Source organism: Streptomyces sp. NPDC050560 (assembly GCF_044457285.1).
In the GTDB taxonomy this organism is placed as follows: Bacteria; Actinomycetota; Actinomycetes; order Streptomycetales; family Streptomycetaceae; genus Streptomyces.
Genome location: NZ_JBITGT010000006.1, coordinates 23,509 through 42,249 on the forward strand (window position 1 = coordinate 23,509; position 18,741 = coordinate 42,249).

An 18,741-nucleotide genomic window follows, 5' to 3' on the forward strand; every position below is an offset into this window, starting at 1 on the left:
CGGTGCCGTGCGTCACTTAGGTATACCTAACCTGACCTGCGGAATTGCCCCCTCCTTCGCCCGGCTCCCGGAGCCGCCGGGGCCCCGTCGCAGGTGGTCACGGGCGGTGCCGGTGCCTCCCCGGCGGGCGCGCGGGTCACCCGCGCGGCCCCCGCGCGTACCGCCCTCGGCGGCTCCTTAGACTTCCCCGCATGGAACGCGAGGCGGTGGTCCGTACGGCGGATCTGACGATGCGGTACGGCGCGAAGGCCGCGCTCGACGGCCTCACGCTGACGGCCGCCGCCGGCATCACGGCCGTGCTCGGCCCGAACGGCGCGGGCAAGACCACCACGGTCGAGATCTGCGAGGGCTACCGCCGCCAGGACTCGGGCACCGTACGCGTCCTCGGCCTCGACCCGTACCGCGAGGGGCGCGAGCTGCGCCCCAGGATCGGCGTGATGCTCCAGTCGGGCGGCATCTACCCGGGCGCGCGCGCCGAGGAGATGCTGCGGCACGTCGCGGGCCTGCACGCCCACCCGCTCGACGTCGGCGCGCTGGTCGAAAGGCTCGGCCTCGGCGGCTGCGGCCGCACCCCCTACCGGCGGCTCTCCGGCGGCCAGCGGCAGCGGCTCGCGCTGGCCATGGCCGTGGTCGGCCGCCCAGAGCTCGTCTTCCTCGACGAGCCGACCGCGGGCCTCGACCCGCAGGCCAGGCACGCCACCTGGGACCTGGTGCGCGAGCTGCGCGCCGACGGGGTCAGCGCCCTCCTCACCACGCACTTCATGGACGAGGCCGAGCAGCTCGCCGACGACGTCGCGATCATCGACGCGGGCCGGGTCATCGCCCAGGGCTCCCCCGAGCAGCTCTGCCGCGGCGGCGCCGAGAACAGCCTGCGCTTCACCGGCCGCCCCGCGCTCGACGTCGGCTCCCTGCTGAAGGCGCTGCCCCCCGACTCCACCGCCGCGGAGACCACCCCGGGCGGCTACCGCGTCACCGGCACCGTCGACCCCCAGCTCCTGGCCACCGTCACCTCCTGGTGCGCCCAGCACGGCGTCCTCCCGGAGCGGATCTCCGTGGAGCGCCACACCTTGGAGGACGTCTTCTTGGAGTTGACCGGGAAGGAGCTGCGCGCGTGAGTGCCGGTACGTACGCGCCGATGCCGGGGGCCGCGCCCCTGCCGCGGATGATCGTGTCGCAGGCGCTCCTGGAGACCAGGATGCTGCTGCGCAACGGCGAGCAACTGCTGCTGACCGTGGTGATCCCGGCGCTGCTGCTCGTGCTGTTCGGCTCCGTCGACATCGTGGACACGGGCCCCGGCGACCCGGTGGACTTCCTCACCCCCGGCGTCCTGGCGCTCGCGGTGCTGTCCACCGCGTTCACCGGGCAGGCGATCGCGACCGGTTTCGAGCGGCGTTACGGGGTGCTGAAGCGGCTCGGCGCCTCCCCGCTGCCGCGCTGGGGCCTGATGGCGGCGAAGACGCTTTCCGTGCTGGTCACCGAGGTGCTCCAGGTGGTGCTGCTGACGGTGATCGCGTTCGCGCTCGGCTGGTCGCCGCACGGCAACCCGGGCGCCGTCCTGCTGCTGCTCGTGCTCGGCACCGCGGCCTGCTCGGGGCTCGGGCTGCTGATGGCCGGGACCCTCAGGGCGGAGGCCACGCTCGCCGCGGCCAACCTGGTCTTCCTGCTGCTGCTCGTCGGCTGCGGGGTGCTTGCGCCGCTCGACAAGTTCCCCGACGGGGCGCAGTCCGTGCTGCGGCTGCTGCCGCTGTCCGCGCTCTGCGACGGGCTGCGCGACGTGCTCCAGCACGGCGCGGGGACGCCCTGGGGCGACCTCGCGATCCTGCTGGTGTGGGCGGCCGTCGGGCTCGGCGCCGCGGCCCGCTTCTTCCGCTGGGAGTGACCCCGTACACCCCGGCCCGGCCCCGTACCTGCCGTGCGCGGTCCTGCCGCAGCGCGCCGCGGCGACCCTCGTGAAGCCGTGCACAAGCGGGCCCTTACGATGGCACCCGTGCCCAAAGTGACCCGGAACGACATCGACCGAGCCGTGCGCAACCCGCTCGCGTTCATCGCCGAGCGCTGGATGCCGGCGGACCGCACGGTCACCAGGGCCGCCCTCGCCTCGCTGGTGATGACGGTGGTCATCGTGGGCACGGGCGGCGCCGTCCGGCTCACCGGCTCCGGGCTCGGCTGCCCGACCTGGCCCAAGTGCACCGACGACTCGCTGACCGCCACCGGCGCCATGGGCCTCCACGGCGCCGTGGAGTTCGGCAACCGCATGCTCACCTACGTGCTGTGCGCCGCCGTCGGCTGGGCGATCATCGCGGCGCGCTCCCACAAGCCGCGGCGGCGCAGCCTGACCAGGCTCGGCTGGACGCAGTTCTGGCTAGTCATGGGGAACGCCGTGCTCGGCGGCATCGTCGTGCTCGTGGGCCTCAACCCGTACACCGTCTCGGCGCACTTCATGCTCTCCGTGGCCCTGATCACCGTGGCCACGGTGATGTGGCAGCGCACCCGCGAGGGCGACGCGCCGGTACGGCCGCTGGCGGGCAAGGCCGTGCGGCAGCTCGTGGACGTGCTGGTGGTCGCCGCCGTACTGCTGATCGCCGTGGGCACGGTGGTGACGGGCGCGGGGCCGCACGCGGGCGACTCAAGCGACGTGGACAGGATGCCGCTCGACTGGGAGAGCGTGGCCAAGCTGCACTCGGTGTTCGCCTGGATCGTGGTCTCGCTGACCTTCGCGCTCTGGTTCGTGCTGAAGGCGGTGGACGCGCCGCCGGGGCCGCTGCGCCGCACCCGCGACCTCTTCCTGATCCTGCTCGCCCAGGGCGTCATCGGCTACGTCCAGTACTTCACGCACCTGCCGGAGGTCCTGGTGGGCCTGCACATGGTGGGCGCGGCGCTGGTGTGGATCGGCACCCTGCGGGTACGGCTCGCGCTGCGCGAGCGCCCCGACGCGGTGCCGGACGCGCCCGCGAGGGCCGAGGCCGCGCGCCTGCCGTCGGTGTCATCGGCGTAAGGCGCGCGGCCCGGCGTCAGTTGCCGCCGCCTCCGTCGCCACCGCCGTGGTGGCCACCGCCGCCGTGGTGCCCGCCGCCGTGATGGCCCCAGCCGCCGTGGTGGCCGTGGTGGCCGCCGTCACCTGACGATCCGTACACCCAGGTGCCGCGCCTGCCGCGCTCTCTTCTGCCCGCCCGGTACACGGCCACGAAGAAGAGAACGACCACGATCATGATCACTATTGCCGTCACGGCGCCGCCTTTCGTCGCCGGGCGTATGCGCTCCGGAGTGTCGGTGGCCAACCCCGCCCGTGGTGGCGGAACTTGGCCGGTGCGTCCATCCGACTACCCCGGTCCCGGCGGGCGATGCCTGCGCGCCCCGCGCTCAGACCCGGCCGCCGCCGAGCTGGATTCCGGCCATCCGCTTCCACTCGTAGGGGCCCGTGCGGACCCTGGCCGCCAGCTCCCCGTCGAAGTCCTCCCGGGTGCCGACGCCCGCACGCTCCAGCGCGCGCCGGGCGAGCGCGGCGGTGGGGGCCACCAGGTCGCCCCAGCGGCCGTCCTCGCCGACCAGCACGATCCGTGAGCCCCTGCGGCCCAGGTGCGCTATCTGGGCCTCGGCGCCGCCGTGCGCCCGCGCGAAGGCGCCTGCCTCGCGGGCCAGCCTCGCCACCGTGCGCTCCTCGCGGCGTGCCGCCCTGCGCTCCTCGGGCGTCGCCGCTCCCCCGCCCGCACCGACGGCGGTCCCGGGGTCCTCGGCCTGCTCGTCGGTGTGCTCCGTATCAGCCATGACCGGATGCTACCTGGCGGTAGTAAAGACGGCACGAGACCCCGACCCGCGGGGGGACGGGGCCTCGTGGAAGCCGGTGGTGCGGGCGGTCAGCGCAGGAACGGGTCGACCGCCACCGCCACGAACAGCAGCGACACATAGGTGATCGACCAGTGGAAGAGCCGCATCTCCTTGAGCTTGCTCCCCGGGACACCGCTGCCCGCGCGCCTGAGCAGGCCGTGCGCCTCCCAGAGCCACCAGCCGCCGGTGGCCAGCGCCACCGCCGTGTAGAACCAGCCGGTGTAGCCGAGCGGCGTCAGCAGCAGCGAGACGACGACCATCACCCAGCTGTAGACGACGATCTGCTTGGCGACGACCTTGTTGCTGGCGAGCACGGGGAGCATCGGCACGCCCACGCGCGCGTAGTCCTCCTTCACCCGCATCGACAGCGGCCAGTAGTGCGGCGGCGTCCAGAAGAACATCACGAGGAACAGGACGACCGCGGCCCACGACAGCGAGCCGGTCACCGCGGACCAGCCGATGAACACCGGCATACAGCCCGCGATGCCGCCCCACACGATGTTCTGCGCGGTGCGCCGCTTCAGGATCATCGTGTAGACGACCACGTAGAAGAGGAGCGCGCCGAGCGCGAGCCACGCGGAGAGCCAGTTGACGAGGAGGCCGAACCAGACGGTGGAGACGGCGGCGAGCGCGAGCCCGAACACCAGGCCCTCGCGCGGCGAGACCATGCCGGTGACCAGCGGGCGGCGCGCGGTGCGGTCCATCAGCGCGTCGATGTCGCGGTCGATGTACATGTTGAGCGCGTTGGCACCGCCGGCCGAGAGATAACCACCGACACAGGTGGTCAGCACCAGCCACAGATCGGGCACGCCCTGCTGTGCGAGGAACATCACCGGCACGGTGGTGATCAGCAGCAGCTCGATGATCCGCGGCTTGGTCAGCGCCACGAACGCCTTGGCACGGGCCCCGAACGGCCGGTGGGCTTGGCTCGGTTCGAGCGCTCCCGCTGGACGGGATTCGACGGCCGTCACGCACACCCCTGACAGAGACTCCCAGCGGGCCCTTCGGCTGGTGAATCCCCGGTCAGGGCCCGCGCGTACCACGCCACTCTAGACGCTGCCCCCACCTCGCCCTCCGGTGGGGTGGGCCGTGTTGACCACCGCCCCCCGGGGCGACGCGCCGCCCCGAAATGGCGCCCTCGGGCACGCGGATACGGCAGCGTGGCGCCCTGCGGGAACTCTCCCGCGCGGCCCGCGCCGCGGCCCGGTGAACAGTGGTCGCGGGCCGGGTGAATTCTCCTGGTCACGCGCCGTGAGAAGGAACCGGCCGTACCCCGGCAGTCTGTGGCGAACACGAAAGAACGCGCGTTCTGGCAGCGGTAGGCTCAACAGCGGCCGGTGAGCGGGCAGCGCACCGGCATTCGACATGTGGAGAGGAGCCCTGAGCCAGGGTGAGCACCAAGCCGACCACGACTGACCTTGAGTGGACCGATGTGGACCAGCGGGCCGTTGACACCGTACGTGTCCTCGCCGCGGACGCCGTACAGAAGGTCGGGAACGGCCATCCGGGTACGGCCATGAGCCTGGCTCCCGCCGCCTACACCCTCTTCCAGAGGGTGCTGCGGCACGACCCGGCCGACGCCGACTGGACAGGACGCGACCGCTTCGTGCTGTCCGTGGGCCACTCCTCACTGACCCTCTACATCCAGCTCTACCTGGCCGGTTTCGGCCTTGAGCTGGACGACTTGGAGGCGTTCCGCACCTGGGGCTCCAAGACCCCAGGGCACCCGGAGTACGGCCACACCACGGGTGTGGAGACGACCACGGGCCCGCTCGGCCAGGGCGTCGCGAACGCGGTCGGGATGGCGATGGCCGCCCGCTACGAGCGCGGCCTCTTCGACCCGGACGCCGCCCCCGGCGCCTCCCCCTTCGACCACCACGTCTACGCGATCGCCGGCGACGGCTGCCTCCAGGAGGGCATCTCGGCCGAGGCGTCCTCGATGGCGGCCCACCAGCGGCTCGGCAATCTGATCCTGCTCTGGGACGACAACCACATCTCGATCGAGGGCGACACCGAGACGGCCGTGTCCGAGGACACCGTCGCGCGCTACGAGGCGTACGGCTGGCACGTCCAGCGGGTGGAGCCGAAGGAGAACGGCGACCTCGACCCGCACGCCCTCTACACGGCGCTCCAGGCCGCGAAGGCGGAGACGGAGCGCCCGTCCTTCATCGCGATGCGCTCGATCATCGCCTGGCCCGCGCCGCACGCCCAGAACACCGAGGCCGCCCACGGCTCCGCGCTCGGCGCCGACGAGGTCGCCGCGACCAAGCGGGTCCTCGGCTTCGACCCGGAGAAGTCCTTCGTCGTCGAGGACGAGGTACTGGCCCACACCCGCCGGGCCCTCGACCGCGGCCGTGACGCGCGCGCCGAGTGGGAGAAGGGCTTCGCCGCCTGGCGCACCGCCAACCCGGAGCGCGCCGCCGAGTTCGACCGCATGCGGGCGCAGGAGCTGCCCGAGGGCTGGGAGGACACGGTGCCGGTGTTCGAGGCCGGCAAGGCGCTCGCCACCCGCGCGGCCTCCCAGAAGACGCTTCAGGCGCTCGGCGCGGTGCTGCCGGAGCTGTGGGGCGGCTCCGCCGACCTCGCCGGTTCGAACAACACCACGATCGACAAGAACTCGTCGTTCCTGCCGACGGGCAACCCGCTGCCGAGCGCCGACCCGTACGGCCGCACCGTGCACTTCGGCATCCGCGAGCACTCCATGGCCGCGGAGATGAACGGCATCACCCTGCACGGGAACACCCGCGTCTACGGCGGCACCTTCCTGGTGTTCTCCGACTACATGCGCAACGCGGTGCGGCTGTCCGCGCTGATGCACCTGCCGGTGACGTACGTCTACACCCACGACTCGATCGGCCTCGGCGAGGACGGCCCGACCCACCAGCCGGTGGAGCACCTGGCCTCGCTGCGCGCGATCCCGGGGCTCAACGTCGTGCGCCCCGCGGACGCCAACGAGACCGCGCTCGTCTGGCGCGAGATCCAGCGCCGCTGGACCAAGGTGTACGGCAAGGGCGCCCCGCACGCGCTGGCGCTGACCCGGCAGGGCGTGCCCACGTACGAGCCGAACGAGGACACCGCGCGCGGCGGCTATGTGCTGGCCGACGCGGACGGCGGCGCCCCCGAGGCGGTGCTGGTCGCCACCGGCTCCGAGGTGCAGCTCGCGCTCGGCGCCAGGGAGCTGCTCCAGGGCGAGGGCGTGCCGACCAGGGTCGTGTCGATGCCGTGCGTGGAGTGGTTCGAGGAGCAGGACCAGGGGTACCGGGACTCGGTGCTGCCTCCGTCGGTGCGCGCGCGCGTCGCGGTCGAGGCCGGGGTCGGCCTGACCTGGTACCGCTTCGTCGGCGACGCGGGCCGCATCGTCTCGCTTGAGCACTTCGGGGCCTCGGCCGACGCCAAGACCCTCTTCAAGGAATACGGGTTCACCGCCGACGCGGTGGCCGCCGCCGCCCGGGAATCCCTGGCCGCCGCGCGGCGCTGACCAGAAGGGGCGGCCGGGCCCCGGCCGCCCCGGGCAGGACAGCCGGAACAGCGAACGCCGTACCACCGACGAGACATCAGAAACAGGAGATGGATTTCCATGACAGACGCACTGAAGCGCCTCTCCGACGAAGGCGTGGCGATCTGGCTGGACGACCTGTCGCGGCAGCGGATCACGTCCGGCACCCTCGCCGAGCTGATCGATCAGCAGCACGTCGTGGGCGTCACCACCAATCCCACGATCTTCCAGAAGGCGATCTCCGCGGGTGAGGGCTACGAGACCCAGGTGACCGACCTCGCGGCCCGGCGGGTCACCGTCGAGGAAGCGGTACGGATGATCACGACCTCGGACGTACGGGACGCGGCCGACGTGCTGCGCCCGGTGTTCGACGCGACCGGCGGCCAGGACGGCCGGGTGTCGATCGAGGTCGACCCGAGGCTCGCGCACCACACCAGGGCGACGGTCGCCGAGGCCAAGCAGCTCGCCTGGCTCGTGGACCGGCCGAACACCTTCATCAAGATCCCGGCGACCGAGGCGGGCCTGCCCGCGATCACCGAGGTCATCGGGCTCGGCATCAGCGTCAACGTAACCCTGATCTTCTCCATCGAGCGCTACCGCAAGGTCATGGACGCCTACCTGGCCGGCCTGGAGAAGGCCAAGGCCGCGGGCCTCGACCTGGACAGGATTCGCTCGGTGGCGTCCTTCTTCGTCTCCCGCGTGGACACCGAGATCGACAAGCGCCTGGAGAAGCTGGGCTCGGACGACGCCTCGAAGCTGCGCGGCAAGGCCGCCGTGGCCAACGCGCGCCTCGCGTACGAGGCGTACGAGGAGGTCTTCTCCTCGGACCGCTGGGCCGCGCTCGACCGGGCGGGCGCGCACCGCCAGCGCCCGCTGTGGGCGTCGACGGGCGTGAAGAACCCCGACTACAAGGACACCCTGTACGTCGAGGACCTGGTCGCCCCCGGCATCGTCAACACCATGCCGGAGTCCACCCTCGACGCGGTCGCCGACCACGCCACGGTCCCCGGGAACACCATCGCGGGCACCTACGACCAGGCCCGCGCCGACCTGGACGCGCTGGCGGGCGTGGGCATCTCGTACGACGATGTCGTGCAGGTGCTGGAGGACGAGGGCGTGGAGAAGTTCGCCAAGTCCTGGACCGACCTGCTGGCCTCGACCGAGGCGGAACTCAAGCGCCTCGCTCCCTCGGAGGGCTGAACCAGTGACTCCCGTCATCGGGGCCAACCCGCTCCGTGACACCACCGACCGGCGGCTGCCGCGTATCGCGGGCCCGTCCGGCCTGGTGATCTTCGGTGTCACGGGCGACCTGTCGCGCCGCAAGCTGATGCCCGCCGTGTACGACCTGGCCAACCGCGGCCTGCTGCCGCCCGGCTTCTCGCTGGTCGGCTTCGCGCGCCGGGAGTGGGACCACGAGGACTTCGCCCAGGAGGTCCACGACGCCGTCAAGCAGCACTCCCGCACGCCGTTCCGCGAGGAGGTCTGGCAGCAGCTCATCCAGGGGATGCGCTTCGTCCAGGGCAACTTCGACGACGACGCGGCGTTCGAGACGCTGCGGGCCACCATCAAGGAGCTGGACCAGGCACAGGGCACCGGGGGCAACTTCGCCTTCTACCTGTCGGTCCCGCCGAAGTTCTTCCCGCAGGTCGTGCAGCAGCTCAAGAAGCACGGGCTCGCCGACCAGGAGAACGGCTCGTGGCGGCGCGCGGTCATCGAGAAGCCCTTCGGGCACGACCTCGCCTCGGCCAAGGACCTGAACGCGATCGTCCACGAGGTGTTCGCGCCCGAGCAGGTCTTCAGGATCGACCACTACCTGGGCAAGGAGACCGTCCAGAACATCCTGGCGCTGCGCTTCGCCAACACCCTCTTCGAGCCGCTCTGGAACAGGTCGTACGTCGACCACGTCCAGATCACCATGGCGGAGGACATCGGCATCGGCGGCAGGGCCGGGTACTACGACGGCATCGGCGCCGCCCGCGACGTCATCCAGAACCACCTGCTCCAGCTTCTCGCGCTGACCGCGATGGAGGAGCCCGCGTCCTTCGACGCGGACGCGCTCGCCGCCGAGAAGACCAAGGTGCTCGGGGCCGTGCGGCTGCCCCACGACCTCGGCGCCGACACCGTCTTCGCGCAGTACGCGGCGGGCTGGCAGGGCGGCGAGAAGGTCATCGGCTACCTGGAGGAGGAGGGCATCGACCGCAGGTCGAAGACCGACACCTACGCGGCCGTGAAGCTCTCCATCGACAACCGCCGCTGGGCGGGCGTCCCCTTCTACCTGCGCACCGGCAAGCGCCTCGGCCGCCGGGTCACCGAGATCGCGGTGGTCTTCCAGCGCGCCCCGCACTCCCCCTTCGACCACACCGCGACGGAGGAGCTGACACAGAACGCCCTGGTCATCCGGGTGCAGCCGGACGAGGGCGTGACACTGCGCTTCGGCTCCAAGGTGCCGGGCACCTCGATGGAGGTACGGGACGTGTCGATGGACTTCGCCTACGGCGAGTCCTTCACCGAGTCGAGCCCCGAGGCGTACGAGCGGCTGATCCTCGACGTGCTGCTCGGGGACTCCAATCTGTTCCCGCGCACCGAGGAGGTCGAGCTGTCCTGGAAGATCCTCGACCCGGTCGAGGAGTACTGGGACAAGCACGGCAGGCCCGCGCAGTACACGTCGGGCACCTGGGGCCCGGCCGAGGCGGACGAAATGCTCGAACGAGACGGACGGAGCTGGCGTCGGCCATGAACATCGACCTGACGGACACCACGGCCAGCAAGATCAACAAGGCGCTTGTGCAGGGCCGCAGGGCCATCGGCACGCCCGCCGTCGGCATGGTGCTCACCCTGGTCATCGTCACCGACGAGGAGAACGCGTACGACGCCCTGAAGGCCGCGAGCGAGGCGTCGCGCGAGCACCCGTCGCGCACCCTCGTGGTGATCAAGCGCGTCTCGCGCTCGCCCAGGGACCGCACGAGCTCCCGGCTCGACGCCGAGGTGCGGGTCGGCGCCGACGCGGGCAGTACCGGCGAGACGGTCGTGCTGCGGCTGCACGGCGAGGTGCTCAACCACGCCCAGTCCGTGGTGCTGCCGCTGCTGCTGCCGGACGCCCCCGTCGTGGTCTGGTGGCCGGTGAACGCGCCGCTCGACCCGGCCAAGGACCCCCTCGGGGCGCTGGCCAAGCGGCGGGTCACCGACAGCTACACGGCCGAGCAGCCCGTGAAGGACCTGAGCGCCCGCGCCGCCACCTACACCCCGGGCGACACGGACCTCGCATGGACCAGGATCACCCCCTGGCGCTCCATGCTGGCCGCCGCGCTCGACCAGATCTCCTGCGAGGTCTCCGGGGTCGAGGTGGAGGGCGAGGAGTTCAACCCGAGTGTGGAACTGCTCGCCATGTGGCTCGCCGACCGGCTCGGGGTGCCGGTCGGCCGCAGGGGCTCCAAGGGGCCCGGGCTCACCGCGGTCCGCATGGAGACCAACTGCGGGCCGCTGGTCCTCGACCGGCCCGACGGCTCGCTCGCCACGCTCTCCATCGAGGGCCAGCCCGACCGCGCGGTCGCGCTCCAGCGCCGTGAGACCTCGGAGCTGATCGCGGAGGAGCTGCGCAGGCTCGACCCGGACGAGACGTACGCGGCGGCACTCCAGTTCGGCGTCGACAAGCTGGGCGCCCCCGCGGCGAACGGCGCGGGCGAGGGCGCAGGGGAGTCAGGCAAGGCGCCCGCGAAGAAGGCCGCCGCCAAGAAGGCGGCCTCGAAGTGAGCGACACCGCCCAGCTCGTCGTGCACCACGGCAAGGAGCTGATGGCGCAGGCCGCGGCGGCCCGGCTGATCACGCGGGTCGTGGACGCCCAGGCCGCGCGCGGCAGCGCCTCCGTGGTCCTCACCGGCGGGCGCAACGGCAACGGGCTGCTCGCGGCCCTCGCCGCCTCGCCCGCCAGGGACGCGGTCGACTGGGCGCGTATCGACCTGTGGTGGGGCGACGAGCGCTTCCTGCCCGAGGGCCACGAGGACCGCAATGTGACCCAGGCGCGCGCGGCGCTGCTCGACGCGGTGCCGCTCGACCCGGCGCGGGTGCACCCGATGCCCGCGTCGGACGGCCCGTGGGGCTCCGACGTGGACGGGGCGGCCGCCGCGTACGCGGAGGAGCTGGCGACGGCGGCGCGCCCGGAGGACCACGGCCGGGTGCCGACGTTCGACGTGCTGATGCTGGGCGTCGGGCCCGACACCCATGTGGCGTCGCTCTTCCCCGAGCTGCCCGCGGTGCGCGAGACGGAGCGCACCGTGGTGGGGGTGCACGGGGCGCCCAAGCCGCCGCCGGTCAGGATCAGCCTGACCCTGCCCGCGATCCGCGCCGCCCGCGAGGTGTGGCTGCTGGCCGCCGGGGAGGACAAGGCGAGGGCGGCGGAGATCGCGCTGTCCGGCGCGGGCGAGGTCCAGGCACCGGCGGCGGGGGCCAGGGGCAGGGCCCGCACCCTGTGGCTGCTGGACTCGGCGGCGGCCTCCCGGCTGCCCCGCGAGCTGTATCCCCCGGCGTCGTTCTAGGAAGTGCCGTCAGGGACGGTGTGCCGGTTTCGGGCCCCGCGGGTGACCGCGGGGCCCGAACGGGTCTCTCAGCCCCCGGGCAGGTAGACGTCGAGTACGCGCCTGAGCTGGCTGCGCCAGCGGGCGGTGTCCGCGGGCTCCCCGCGGAGCTGGCAGGTGTACGGGACGTCGTCCTCGCGGAAGTGGACCACCAGCTCGAACCGCCTGCCGAGGCCGGTCACCCGGTGTCCGACGTCCCTGATCTCGTGCCAGGCGAAGTCGAGTTCGATGTCCTTGACCATGGCGTGGAAGCCCTCGGCGTCGATCTCGACGGCGTAGTCGGCGTCGGCGGCGACGAACTCGGCCGGGGCGGTCTGTGCCGCGCAGGCGGCGTCCTCCGGGGTGCCCGCCGGGCCGCCGGTGGCCTCGGGGTCCGCGCCCCCGTGGGCGTTCCGGGGCGCGGGAGTGGCGTCCCTGGGCTCCTCGGTGCTGTCGATGGCGTCGGTGCTGTCGGGGCCGTCGGTGCTGTTGCCGTCGGCAGCGTGGCCGGGGTCGGCGGGGATGCCGAAGGAGGAGCGCCCGGTGCCGCGTACGCCCGTCGTGGGGCCCCCGGTCCCGAAGCCGGTCGGGTCACCGCCCTCCGTGCCCCCTCCCCCGCCGCTCGCCGCGCCCGCGCTCCGCGCGCCGTCCCTCGCCGGGGCGCGGCCACCACCGGGATCGGGGTCGCGGTCGTGGTCGGGGGCGGGCTGCCGGGGGAAGAGGCCCCTCAGGTACGGGCCGTGGTCTCCTGGCACGACCGTGGGCGCGCCGCGCGGCGGGACGAACAGGTCGAGCAGTTCCTCGGGGGTGGGGCGGGCCGAAGGCCGCTTCTCCAGGCAGCCCTCGATGGCGGCGCGCAGCCCCTCGGGCACCCGGCTCAGGTCGGCCTCCTCGTGGACCGAGCGGTAGATGAGCGCCATCGGGGTGCCGTCGCCGAAGGCACTGCCGCCGAGCACGGTCACCAGGACGGCGCCCAGCGCGAACACGTCGGCCGAGCTGCCCACGTGCTCCCCCAGCGCCTGCTCGGGGGCGAGGTAGCCGGGGGTGCCGAAGGTGGCCCCCGTGACCGTCAGGGCGGTGGCCTCGACGGCGCGCGCGATACCGAAGTCGACGACCCGGGGCCCGTCGTCCGCCATCAGGATGTTGCCCGGCTTGAGGTCGCGGTGGATGATCCCGCAGGCGTGGATGGCGCTCAGGGCCTCGGCGAGCGCGGCGCCCAGCATCCGGGCCCCGTCCTCGTCCATCGGGCCGCTCTCCTCCAGCAGCCTGGTGAGCGTGGGCCCCTTGATGTACGCGGTCGCCAGCCAGGGCGGGCTCGCCTCCGGGTCGGCGTCCACCACGGGCGCCGTGTGGAAGCCGCCGACCCGCCGGGCCGCCTCGACCTCGATGCGGAACCGCTCCCTGAACACCGCGTCCTCGGCCAGCTCGGACCTGGCCACCTTCACCGCGACCTGGCGCCCGCCCCGGGAGCGCGCCAGGTACACCGTCCCCATGCCGCCAGAGCCGAGCCTGCACTCGACCGTGTACGGCCCGATCTTCTCCATGCCCTCGTCAGGCCCCCTCGTCCTCCCGCCGTGCCCCGGCGGCCACGGAGAGTGCACCAGAGCGTACGGGAGGGATCAAGCCCCCAGGACATTCCAAAAAAACCGGAATAATCAAGGGGGATTGATTCACTCTGCGTCGCCGCGCGGGCGGTTCAACGCCCCCGCAGCTCCCGGTACTTGCCGACGAGCGCCGAGGTGGACGCGTCGAGCCCCGGGACCTGGGCGCCCTCGGTGAGCGCCGGCTCCACCTTCCTGGCGAGCACCTTGCCCAGCTCGACGCCCCACTGGTCGAAGGAGTCGATGTTCCACACCGCGCCCTGGACGAACACCTTGTGCTCGTAGAGCGCGATGAGCTGGCCGAGCACGGACGGGGTCAGCTCACCGGCCAGGAGGGTGGTGGTGGGGTGGTTGCCCTGGAAGGTCTTGTGCGGCACCAGGGCCTCGGGGACCCCCTCGGCGCGCACCTCGTCCGCGGTCTTGCCGAAGGCGAGTGCCTGGGTCTGGGCGAAGAAGTTGGCCATCAGCAGGTCGTGCTGGGCGACCAGGGCGGGCCTGAGGTCGCCGACGGGCCGGGCGAAGCCGATGAAGTCCGCGGGGATCAGCTTGGTGCCCTGGTGGATGAGCTGGTAATAGGCGTGCTGGCCGTTGGTGCCCGGGGTGCCCCACACGATGGGCCCGGTCTCCCAGTCGACCTCGACGCCGTCCCGGTCCACGTGCTTGCCGTTGGACTCCATGTCCAACTGCTGGAGGTACGCGGTGAACTTGGAGAGGTAGTGCGAGTAGGGCAGGACCGCGTGCGACTGGGCGCCGTGGAAGTTGTCGTACCAGATGCCGAGGAGGCCGAGGAGCAGCGGGACGTTGTGCTCGGCGGGCGCGGCGCGGAAGTGCTTGTCGACCAGGTGGAAGCCGTCGAGCATCTCGCGGAAGCGGTCGGGGCCGATGGCGGTCATCAGCGAGAGGCCGATGGCGGAGTCGTACGAGTAGCGCCCGCCGACCCAGTCCCAGAACTCGAACATGTTCTGGGTGTCGATGCCGAACTCGGCGACCTTCTCCGCGTTGGTGGAGAGGGCCACGAAGTGCCGGGCGACAGCCTCCTGCCCCGCCTTCAGCTCGTCGAGCAGCCATTCGCGCGCCGAGGTGGCGTTGGTGACGGTCTCGATGGTGGTGAAGGTCTTGGAGGCGATAACGAACAGGGTCTCGGCGGCGTCCAGGTCGCGGACCGCCTCGTGGAGGTCGGCGCCGTCGACGTTCGACACGAAACGCAGCGTCAGGTCGCGGTCGGCGAAGGACCGCAGGGCCTCATAGGCCATGGCGGGGCCGAGGTCGGAGCCGCCGATGCCGACGTTGACGATGTTCTTGATGCGCTTGCCGGTGTGCCCCGTCCACTCGCCCGAGCGCACCCGGTCGGCGAAGCGGCTCATCTTGTCGAGGACGGCGTGGACGTCGGGCACGACGTTGTGACCGTCGACCTCGATCACGGCGTCCCTGGGGGCGCGCAGCGCGGTGTGCAGCACGGCGCGGTCCTCGGTGGTGTTGATCTTCTCGCCGCGGAACATGGCGTCGCGCAGCGCGGCGACGCCGGTGGCCTCCGCGAGCGCGTACAGCAGGCGGAGGGTCTCGTCGGTGATCAGGTGCTTGGAGTAGTCGATGTGGAGGTCGCCGACCTCCAGGGTGTAGCGCGTGGCCCGTCCCGGGTCGGCGGCGAACAGATCACGGAGCCTGACCTCGCCGAGATCCTCGCGGTGGCGGGCCAGGGCCGCCCACTCGGGTGTCTGGTCGAGCCTGACGCGGCTGTCTGCGTTCATGGCGTACTTCAGCCTTCTCTCGTACCGGCGTACGTACCGTGCCCTCCGGGCCACTGCCGCCCGTGCCCCCAACCTAATTGATCAGGGGCCCCGTGGAGCCGCCTCCCGGGCCGTCGGGGGATCGCGCGGCGGGTATCAGCGCGAGCACCGCGGGCAGGAACAGCGCGGCGGCGAACAGCGGGGGAACATTGGCCCCCGAGGCGCCCGCCAGTGCCCCTCCGACGAGTGCCCCGAGGGGCGCGCCGGACACCGACACGGTGCGGAACGCGGCGCTGATCCTGCCGAGCATCGCCGTGGGGCTGCGCTGCTGCATGAGGGTGCGGGTGCCGATGTTCCACACCATGCCCATGAAGCCGAAGCAGGCCATCGCGGCGACAAGCGCGGGCAGGCTGCGCAGGGTGCCCATGGCCGTCAGGGCGGCGGTCTGGACCGCCCCGGCGGCGAGTATCGCGCGTAGCGGCCGCCGGGCGAGGAGGCGGCGCCCGGCAAGGCCGCCCGCGACGCCGCCCACGGTGTAGGCGGCGAGGGCCGCCGCATAGCCGCCGGGGCCCGCGGCGAGCCACCGGGTGACCAGGACGACGAGGGTGGCGATGAGGGCGCCCATGCCGATGTTGCACAGCGCGGTGGCGGTGCACAGGCCGCGCAGCGCGCGGTCGCGCCACAGGGCGCGCAGGCCCTCGGCGGTCTCCCGGCGCAGGGTGCTGCCCGGGGCCCGTGGGGCGCGCTCGGGCGGCGCCGTCCGCAGCGAGGCCACGAGCGCCGCGGCGGCCAGGAAGGTGAGCGCGTCGACCGCGAACGGCGCGCCCGCGCCCACGGCCGCGAGCGCGGGCACCAGCGGCGCCCCGAGCAGCCCGCCCGCCATCTGCTGCCCGGTGAGCAGGCGGGCGTTGGCCCCGGCCAGCTCGGCGGGGGCGACGAGGCCGGGCAGGAGCGCGGTGGCGGCGTTGTCGAAGAGGGTCTGGAGGGTGGTGAGCGCGAAGGCGAGCGCGATCAGCAGGGCGATGGCGGCGTGCCCGAGGGCCACGGCCGCGGCGAACGCCGCCATCAGGGCGCCGCGCAGCAGGTCGACGCCCCACATGGCGCGCCGCTGGTCGACCCGGTCGGCCACGGCGCCGCCGAGCAGGCCGAACAGCAGCCAGGGCAGATAGCCGCAGGCGGACACGGCGGCGATCAGCAGCGGCCTGTCGGTGAGCGAGGCGGCGAGCAGCGGCAGCGCGGCGCCGCGCAGGCCGTCCCCGAGGCGGGAGAGCACCGCGGCGCTCCACAGCCGCCCGAAGCCGCCCCGCCAGGCCGGGGCCACCGCCCCCGTCGCCTCCGCCGTCGCCATGTGTCCCCCGTCGAGAACCGGCGCTCCGCCGCCCGGCGCGGCGGAGATCACCGGATGGGGGAAACCGTAGGCGGTGGCACTGACAACGGGCCCGGACCGCGGCCCTGCCGACTGCGGCGCCCCGCCGGGTGCCGTACGAGCGAGGGCGGCCCCGACTCCCGTGCGCCACCAGGGGTGTGGGCGTGCGGGGCGGGGCCGGAAGAGGGGGCGTGAAGGGCGCGCGTTGGGGCGTGCGGCGGCCGGGTGCACCGAGATCGTCGGCGGCTCCGGGGCGCGGAGGGGTGCTTCTTCGGGGCGTGGCCGTCCCCGGGCCGCGCCCGCCATGGGCGTGCCCTGGAGCCACGGGCCGGCGCCCCGGTCCGTGGGCCTCGGCCCCCGGTCGGGCTCTGTGGCCGGTCAGCCCTCGGGGACCGGTCGGTCCCGGGTGCCGGTCAGGTCGTGCGGCCGGTCAGATCTCGCCGCGCAGCTTCGCCAGGGCCTCGGCGAGGATCGCCTCGCCGTCGGCGTCGCTGCGGCGCTCGCGCACATAGGCGAGGTGGGTCTTGTACGGCTCGGTGCGCGGCGGGTCAGGGGGGTTGTCCTGGTCCTGCCCGGCCGGAAAGCCACAGCGCGGGCAGTCCCAGGTGTCGGGGACCTGCGCGTCGCTGGCGAAACTCGGCTGGGTCTCGTGCCCGTTGGAGCACCAGAAGGAGATGCGCAGCCGTGGCGCGGACTCACCGCGCTCGGCCTCACCCATCGGCCCCGCCCCGACCCGGCTTCCACGGATCGCGTTGCCACTTGCCACGGTCGTAACTCCCTGCGTCATGGTGCCGCGGAGCGGGACGACAGACTGCTCCGCTGCGGGGCCACAAGTCTACGTAAGGCCCAACGCGCGTCCAGTAAGGGGAGTTACCCCTTCAGCGGGACGACGCAGGCCCCATGATAGGCCGCGTCCGGGGGACGCGGACCCGCCATGGGGCCCGGTGGTGGTGGCGCGTTCGACGCGCGGGCGTGGATCGGGGATCGAGCTACATGAGCACGCCGAGCGCGACGATGCAGGCCACCCAGAGCAGACCGATCACGACCGTGATGCGGTCCAGGTTGCGCTCGGCCACCGACGATCCGCCGACGGAGGACTGCATACCGCCGCCGAACATGTCGGAGAGGCCGCCGCCCTTGCCCTTGTGCATCAGCACCAGCAGCATCAGCAGCAGGCTGAAGATGATCAGGGCGATCTTGAACCCCAAAACCACGGCTGGACCAACTTCCTCGGATCTGGATGGACTTTCGCGGGGGCCGACGGCATGCTGCGCCACGGCCCCCGCAAGGGTACGACGGATCTGTGCCGACGCCTACTCACCGCCCTCGACGAGGGACGACGTCGCAGGTCAGCGGGGGTGCTCCCGGTTCTTTACCGACGATCCTACTGGTCGCGGAAGCGGACGATCTTGACGAACTCGTCCGCGTCGAGGGAGGCCCCTCCGACCAGGGCGCCGTCCACGTCGGGCTGGGCCATGATCGCGGCGACGTTGCCGGACTTCACGGAGCCGCCGTACTGGATGCGTACCGCGTCGGCCAGCTCCTGGCTGTACAGCTCGGCGAGGCGGCCCCGGATCGCGGCGCAGACCTCCTGTGCGTCCTCGGGCGTGGCGACCTCCCCGGTGCCGATGGCCCACACCGGCTCGTAGGCGATCACCAGCGACTCGGCCTGCTCGGCGGGGAGGTCCTTCAGGGCGCCGTCGAGCTGTCCGAGGGTGTACGCGACCTGGTCGCCCGCCTTGCGGACGTCCAGGCCCTCGCCGATGCAGAGGATCGGGGTCAGGCCGTGCTTGAAGGCGGCCTTCACCTTGGCGTTGCACTGCTCGTCGGTCTCGTCGTGGTACTGGCGGCGCTCGGAGTGCCCCACGGTGACGTAGGAGCACTTCAGCTTGGCCAGCATCGGCCCTGAGATCTCGCCCGTATAGGCGCCCGAGTCGTGCGCCGAGATGTCCTGGGCGCCGTACCTGATCTTGAGTTTGTCGCCGTCGACGAGGGTCTGGACCGATCGCAGATCGGTGAAGGGCGCGAGGACGGCGACCTCGACGGCCTCGTAGTCCTTGTCGGCGAGCGCGAAGGCGAGCTTCTGGACGTGGGCGATGGCCTCAAGGTGGTTGAGGTTCATCTTCCAGTTGCCCGCCATCAGCGGGGTGCGGCTGGTCTGGTTCGTCATGAGAGG

17 protein-coding genes are annotated in these 18,741 nt (G+C 72.5%); 8 read left to right on the forward strand and 9 right to left on the reverse strand.

Annotation, left to right across the window (positions count from 1 at the left end; genetic code table 11):
* Window positions 1-191 precede the first annotated feature (191 nt).
* From ACIBIW_RS14840 to ACIBIW_RS14850, 3 genes are all read left to right on the forward strand, one after another.
* Complete coding sequence (locus tag ACIBIW_RS14840) at window positions 192-1,115, forward strand: ABC transporter ATP-binding protein (protein WP_399335918.1); 924 nt, start codon at window positions 192-194, stop codon at window positions 1,113-1,115.
* A gap of 20 nt (window positions 1,116-1,135) precedes the next feature.
* On the forward strand, window positions 1,136-1,879 hold the full coding sequence (locus tag ACIBIW_RS14845; protein WP_399336702.1) for an ABC transporter permease: 744 nt from the start codon (window positions 1,136-1,138) through the stop codon (window positions 1,877-1,879).
* 99 nt (window positions 1,880-1,978) lie between these two features.
* The gene (locus ACIBIW_RS14850) at window positions 1,979-2,995 is read left to right on the forward strand and encodes a heme A synthase (RefSeq protein ID WP_399335920.1); all 1,017 of its coding nucleotides are present in this window, start codon (window positions 1,979-1,981) and stop codon (window positions 2,993-2,995) included.
* A gap of 16 nt (window positions 2,996-3,011) precedes the next feature.
* On the opposite strand, the gene ACIBIW_RS14855 is transcribed toward ACIBIW_RS14850, so the two are convergent.
* From ACIBIW_RS14855 to ACIBIW_RS14865, 3 genes are all read right to left on the reverse strand, one after another.
* Window positions 3,012-3,227, reverse strand: coding sequence for a hypothetical protein (locus ACIBIW_RS14855; RefSeq protein ID WP_399335922.1), 216 nt, complete (start codon window positions 3,225-3,227; stop codon window positions 3,012-3,014).
* 133 nt (window positions 3,228-3,360) lie between these two features.
* Complete coding sequence (locus ACIBIW_RS14860; protein ID WP_399335924.1) at window positions 3,361-3,765, reverse strand: hypothetical protein; 405 nt, start codon at window positions 3,763-3,765, stop codon at window positions 3,361-3,363.
* A gap of 89 nt (window positions 3,766-3,854) precedes the next feature.
* The gene (locus tag ACIBIW_RS14865) at window positions 3,855-4,796 is read right to left on the reverse strand and encodes a heme o synthase (protein ID WP_399335926.1); all 942 of its coding nucleotides are present in this window, start codon (window positions 4,794-4,796) and stop codon (window positions 3,855-3,857) included.
* Window positions 4,797-5,215: 419 nt separating this feature from the next.
* On the opposite strand from ACIBIW_RS14865, the gene tkt reads away from it, so the two are divergent.
* The 5 genes from tkt to pgl all read left to right on the forward strand — a co-directional run bounded on the left by tkt (window position 5,216) and on the right by pgl (window position 11,853).
* Window positions 5,216-7,303, forward strand: coding sequence for a transketolase (gene tkt, locus ACIBIW_RS14870; protein WP_399335928.1), 2,088 nt, complete (start codon window positions 5,216-5,218; stop codon window positions 7,301-7,303).
* A gap of 99 nt (window positions 7,304-7,402) precedes the next feature.
* A complete protein-coding gene (gene tal / locus ACIBIW_RS14875; protein WP_399335930.1) occupies window positions 7,403-8,521 on the forward strand; it encodes a transaldolase in 1,119 nt (372 codons plus the stop codon).
* Window positions 8,522-8,537: 16 nt separating this feature from the next.
* Window positions 8,538-10,058 (forward strand): glucose-6-phosphate dehydrogenase, encoded by a 1,521-nt coding sequence (gene zwf / locus ACIBIW_RS14880; RefSeq protein ID WP_399336704.1) that lies wholly within the window; start codon window positions 8,538-8,540, stop codon window positions 10,056-10,058.
* Window positions 10,055-11,071 carry a glucose-6-phosphate dehydrogenase assembly protein OpcA gene (gene opcA, locus ACIBIW_RS14885; protein ID WP_399335932.1) on the forward strand — a complete coding sequence of 339 codons (1,017 nt, stop codon included), beginning with the start codon at window positions 10,055-10,057 and terminating at the stop codon, window positions 11,069-11,071. The genes zwf and opcA overlap by 4 nt, the downstream gene beginning before the upstream one ends.
* Window positions 11,068-11,853, forward strand: coding sequence for a 6-phosphogluconolactonase (pgl, locus tag ACIBIW_RS14890; RefSeq protein ID WP_399335934.1), 786 nt, complete (start codon window positions 11,068-11,070; stop codon window positions 11,851-11,853). The genes opcA and pgl overlap by 4 nt, the downstream gene beginning before the upstream one ends.
* A 68-nt stretch (window positions 11,854-11,921) precedes the next feature.
* Here the strand turns inward: pgl and ACIBIW_RS14895 are convergent, their stop codons facing one another.
* From ACIBIW_RS14895 to tpiA, 6 genes are all read right to left on the reverse strand, one after another.
* Window positions 11,922-13,415: a serine/threonine-protein kinase gene (locus tag ACIBIW_RS14895; RefSeq protein WP_399335936.1), complete on the reverse strand. Its 1,494-nt coding sequence runs from the start codon at window positions 13,413-13,415 to the stop codon at window positions 11,922-11,924.
* Between the two features lie 152 nt (window positions 13,416-13,567).
* Entirely contained in the window at window positions 13,568-15,220 is a 1,653-nt protein-coding gene (gene pgi, locus ACIBIW_RS14900; protein ID WP_399335938.1) for a glucose-6-phosphate isomerase, read from the reverse strand.
* 73 nt (window positions 15,221-15,293) lie between these two features.
* Window positions 15,294-16,547, reverse strand: coding sequence for an MFS transporter (locus tag ACIBIW_RS14905; protein WP_399335940.1), 1,254 nt, complete (start codon window positions 16,545-16,547; stop codon window positions 15,294-15,296).
* Between the two features lie 448 nt (window positions 16,548-16,995).
* The gene (locus ACIBIW_RS14910; RefSeq protein ID WP_006349936.1) at window positions 16,996-17,331 is read right to left on the reverse strand and encodes an RNA polymerase-binding protein RbpA; all 336 of its coding nucleotides are present in this window, start codon (window positions 17,329-17,331) and stop codon (window positions 16,996-16,998) included.
* 223 nt (window positions 17,332-17,554) lie between these two features.
* Entirely contained in the window at window positions 17,555-17,779 is a 225-nt protein-coding gene (gene secG / locus ACIBIW_RS14915; RefSeq protein WP_399335942.1) for a preprotein translocase subunit SecG, read from the reverse strand.
* A gap of 170 nt (window positions 17,780-17,949) precedes the next feature.
* The gene (gene tpiA / locus ACIBIW_RS14920) at window positions 17,950-18,735 is read right to left on the reverse strand and encodes a triose-phosphate isomerase (protein ID WP_399335944.1); all 786 of its coding nucleotides are present in this window, start codon (window positions 18,733-18,735) and stop codon (window positions 17,950-17,952) included.
* Window positions 18,736-18,741: the final 6 nt, after the last annotated feature.

Excerpts from the sequence above, each read along its gene's own strand:
- opcA (WP_399335932.1), top strand. The coding sequence starts at position 10,055 with ATGAACATCGACCTGACGGACACCACGGCCAGCAAGATCAACAAGGCG.
- pgi (WP_399335938.1), bottom strand. The coding sequence starts at position 15,220 with ATGAACGCAGACAGCCGCGTCAGGCTCGACCAGACACCCGAGTGGGCG.
- ACIBIW_RS14860 (WP_399335924.1), bottom strand. The coding sequence starts at position 3,765 with ATGGCTGATACGGAGCACACCGACGAGCAGGCCGAGGACCCCGGGACC.
- ACIBIW_RS14845 (WP_399336702.1), top strand. The coding sequence starts at position 1,136 with ATGCCGGGGGCCGCGCCCCTGCCGCGGATGATCGTGTCGCAGGCGCTC.
- ACIBIW_RS14840 (WP_399335918.1), top strand. The coding sequence starts at position 192 with ATGGAACGCGAGGCGGTGGTCCGTACGGCGGATCTGACGATGCGGTAC.
- ACIBIW_RS14850 (WP_399335920.1), top strand. The coding sequence starts at position 1,979 with ATGGCACCCGTGCCCAAAGTGACCCGGAACGACATCGACCGAGCCGTG.
- ACIBIW_RS14895 (WP_399335936.1), bottom strand. The coding sequence starts at position 13,415 with ATGGAGAAGATCGGGCCGTACACGGTCGAGTGCAGGCTCGGCTCTGGC.
- ACIBIW_RS14905 (WP_399335940.1), bottom strand. The coding sequence starts at position 16,547 with ATGGCGACGGCGGAGGCGACGGGGGCGGTGGCCCCGGCCTGGCGGGGC.
- tpiA (WP_399335944.1), bottom strand. The coding sequence starts at position 18,735 with ATGACGAACCAGACCAGCCGCACCCCGCTGATGGCGGGCAACTGGAAG.
- tal (WP_399335930.1), top strand. The coding sequence starts at position 7,403 with ATGACAGACGCACTGAAGCGCCTCTCCGACGAAGGCGTGGCGATCTGG.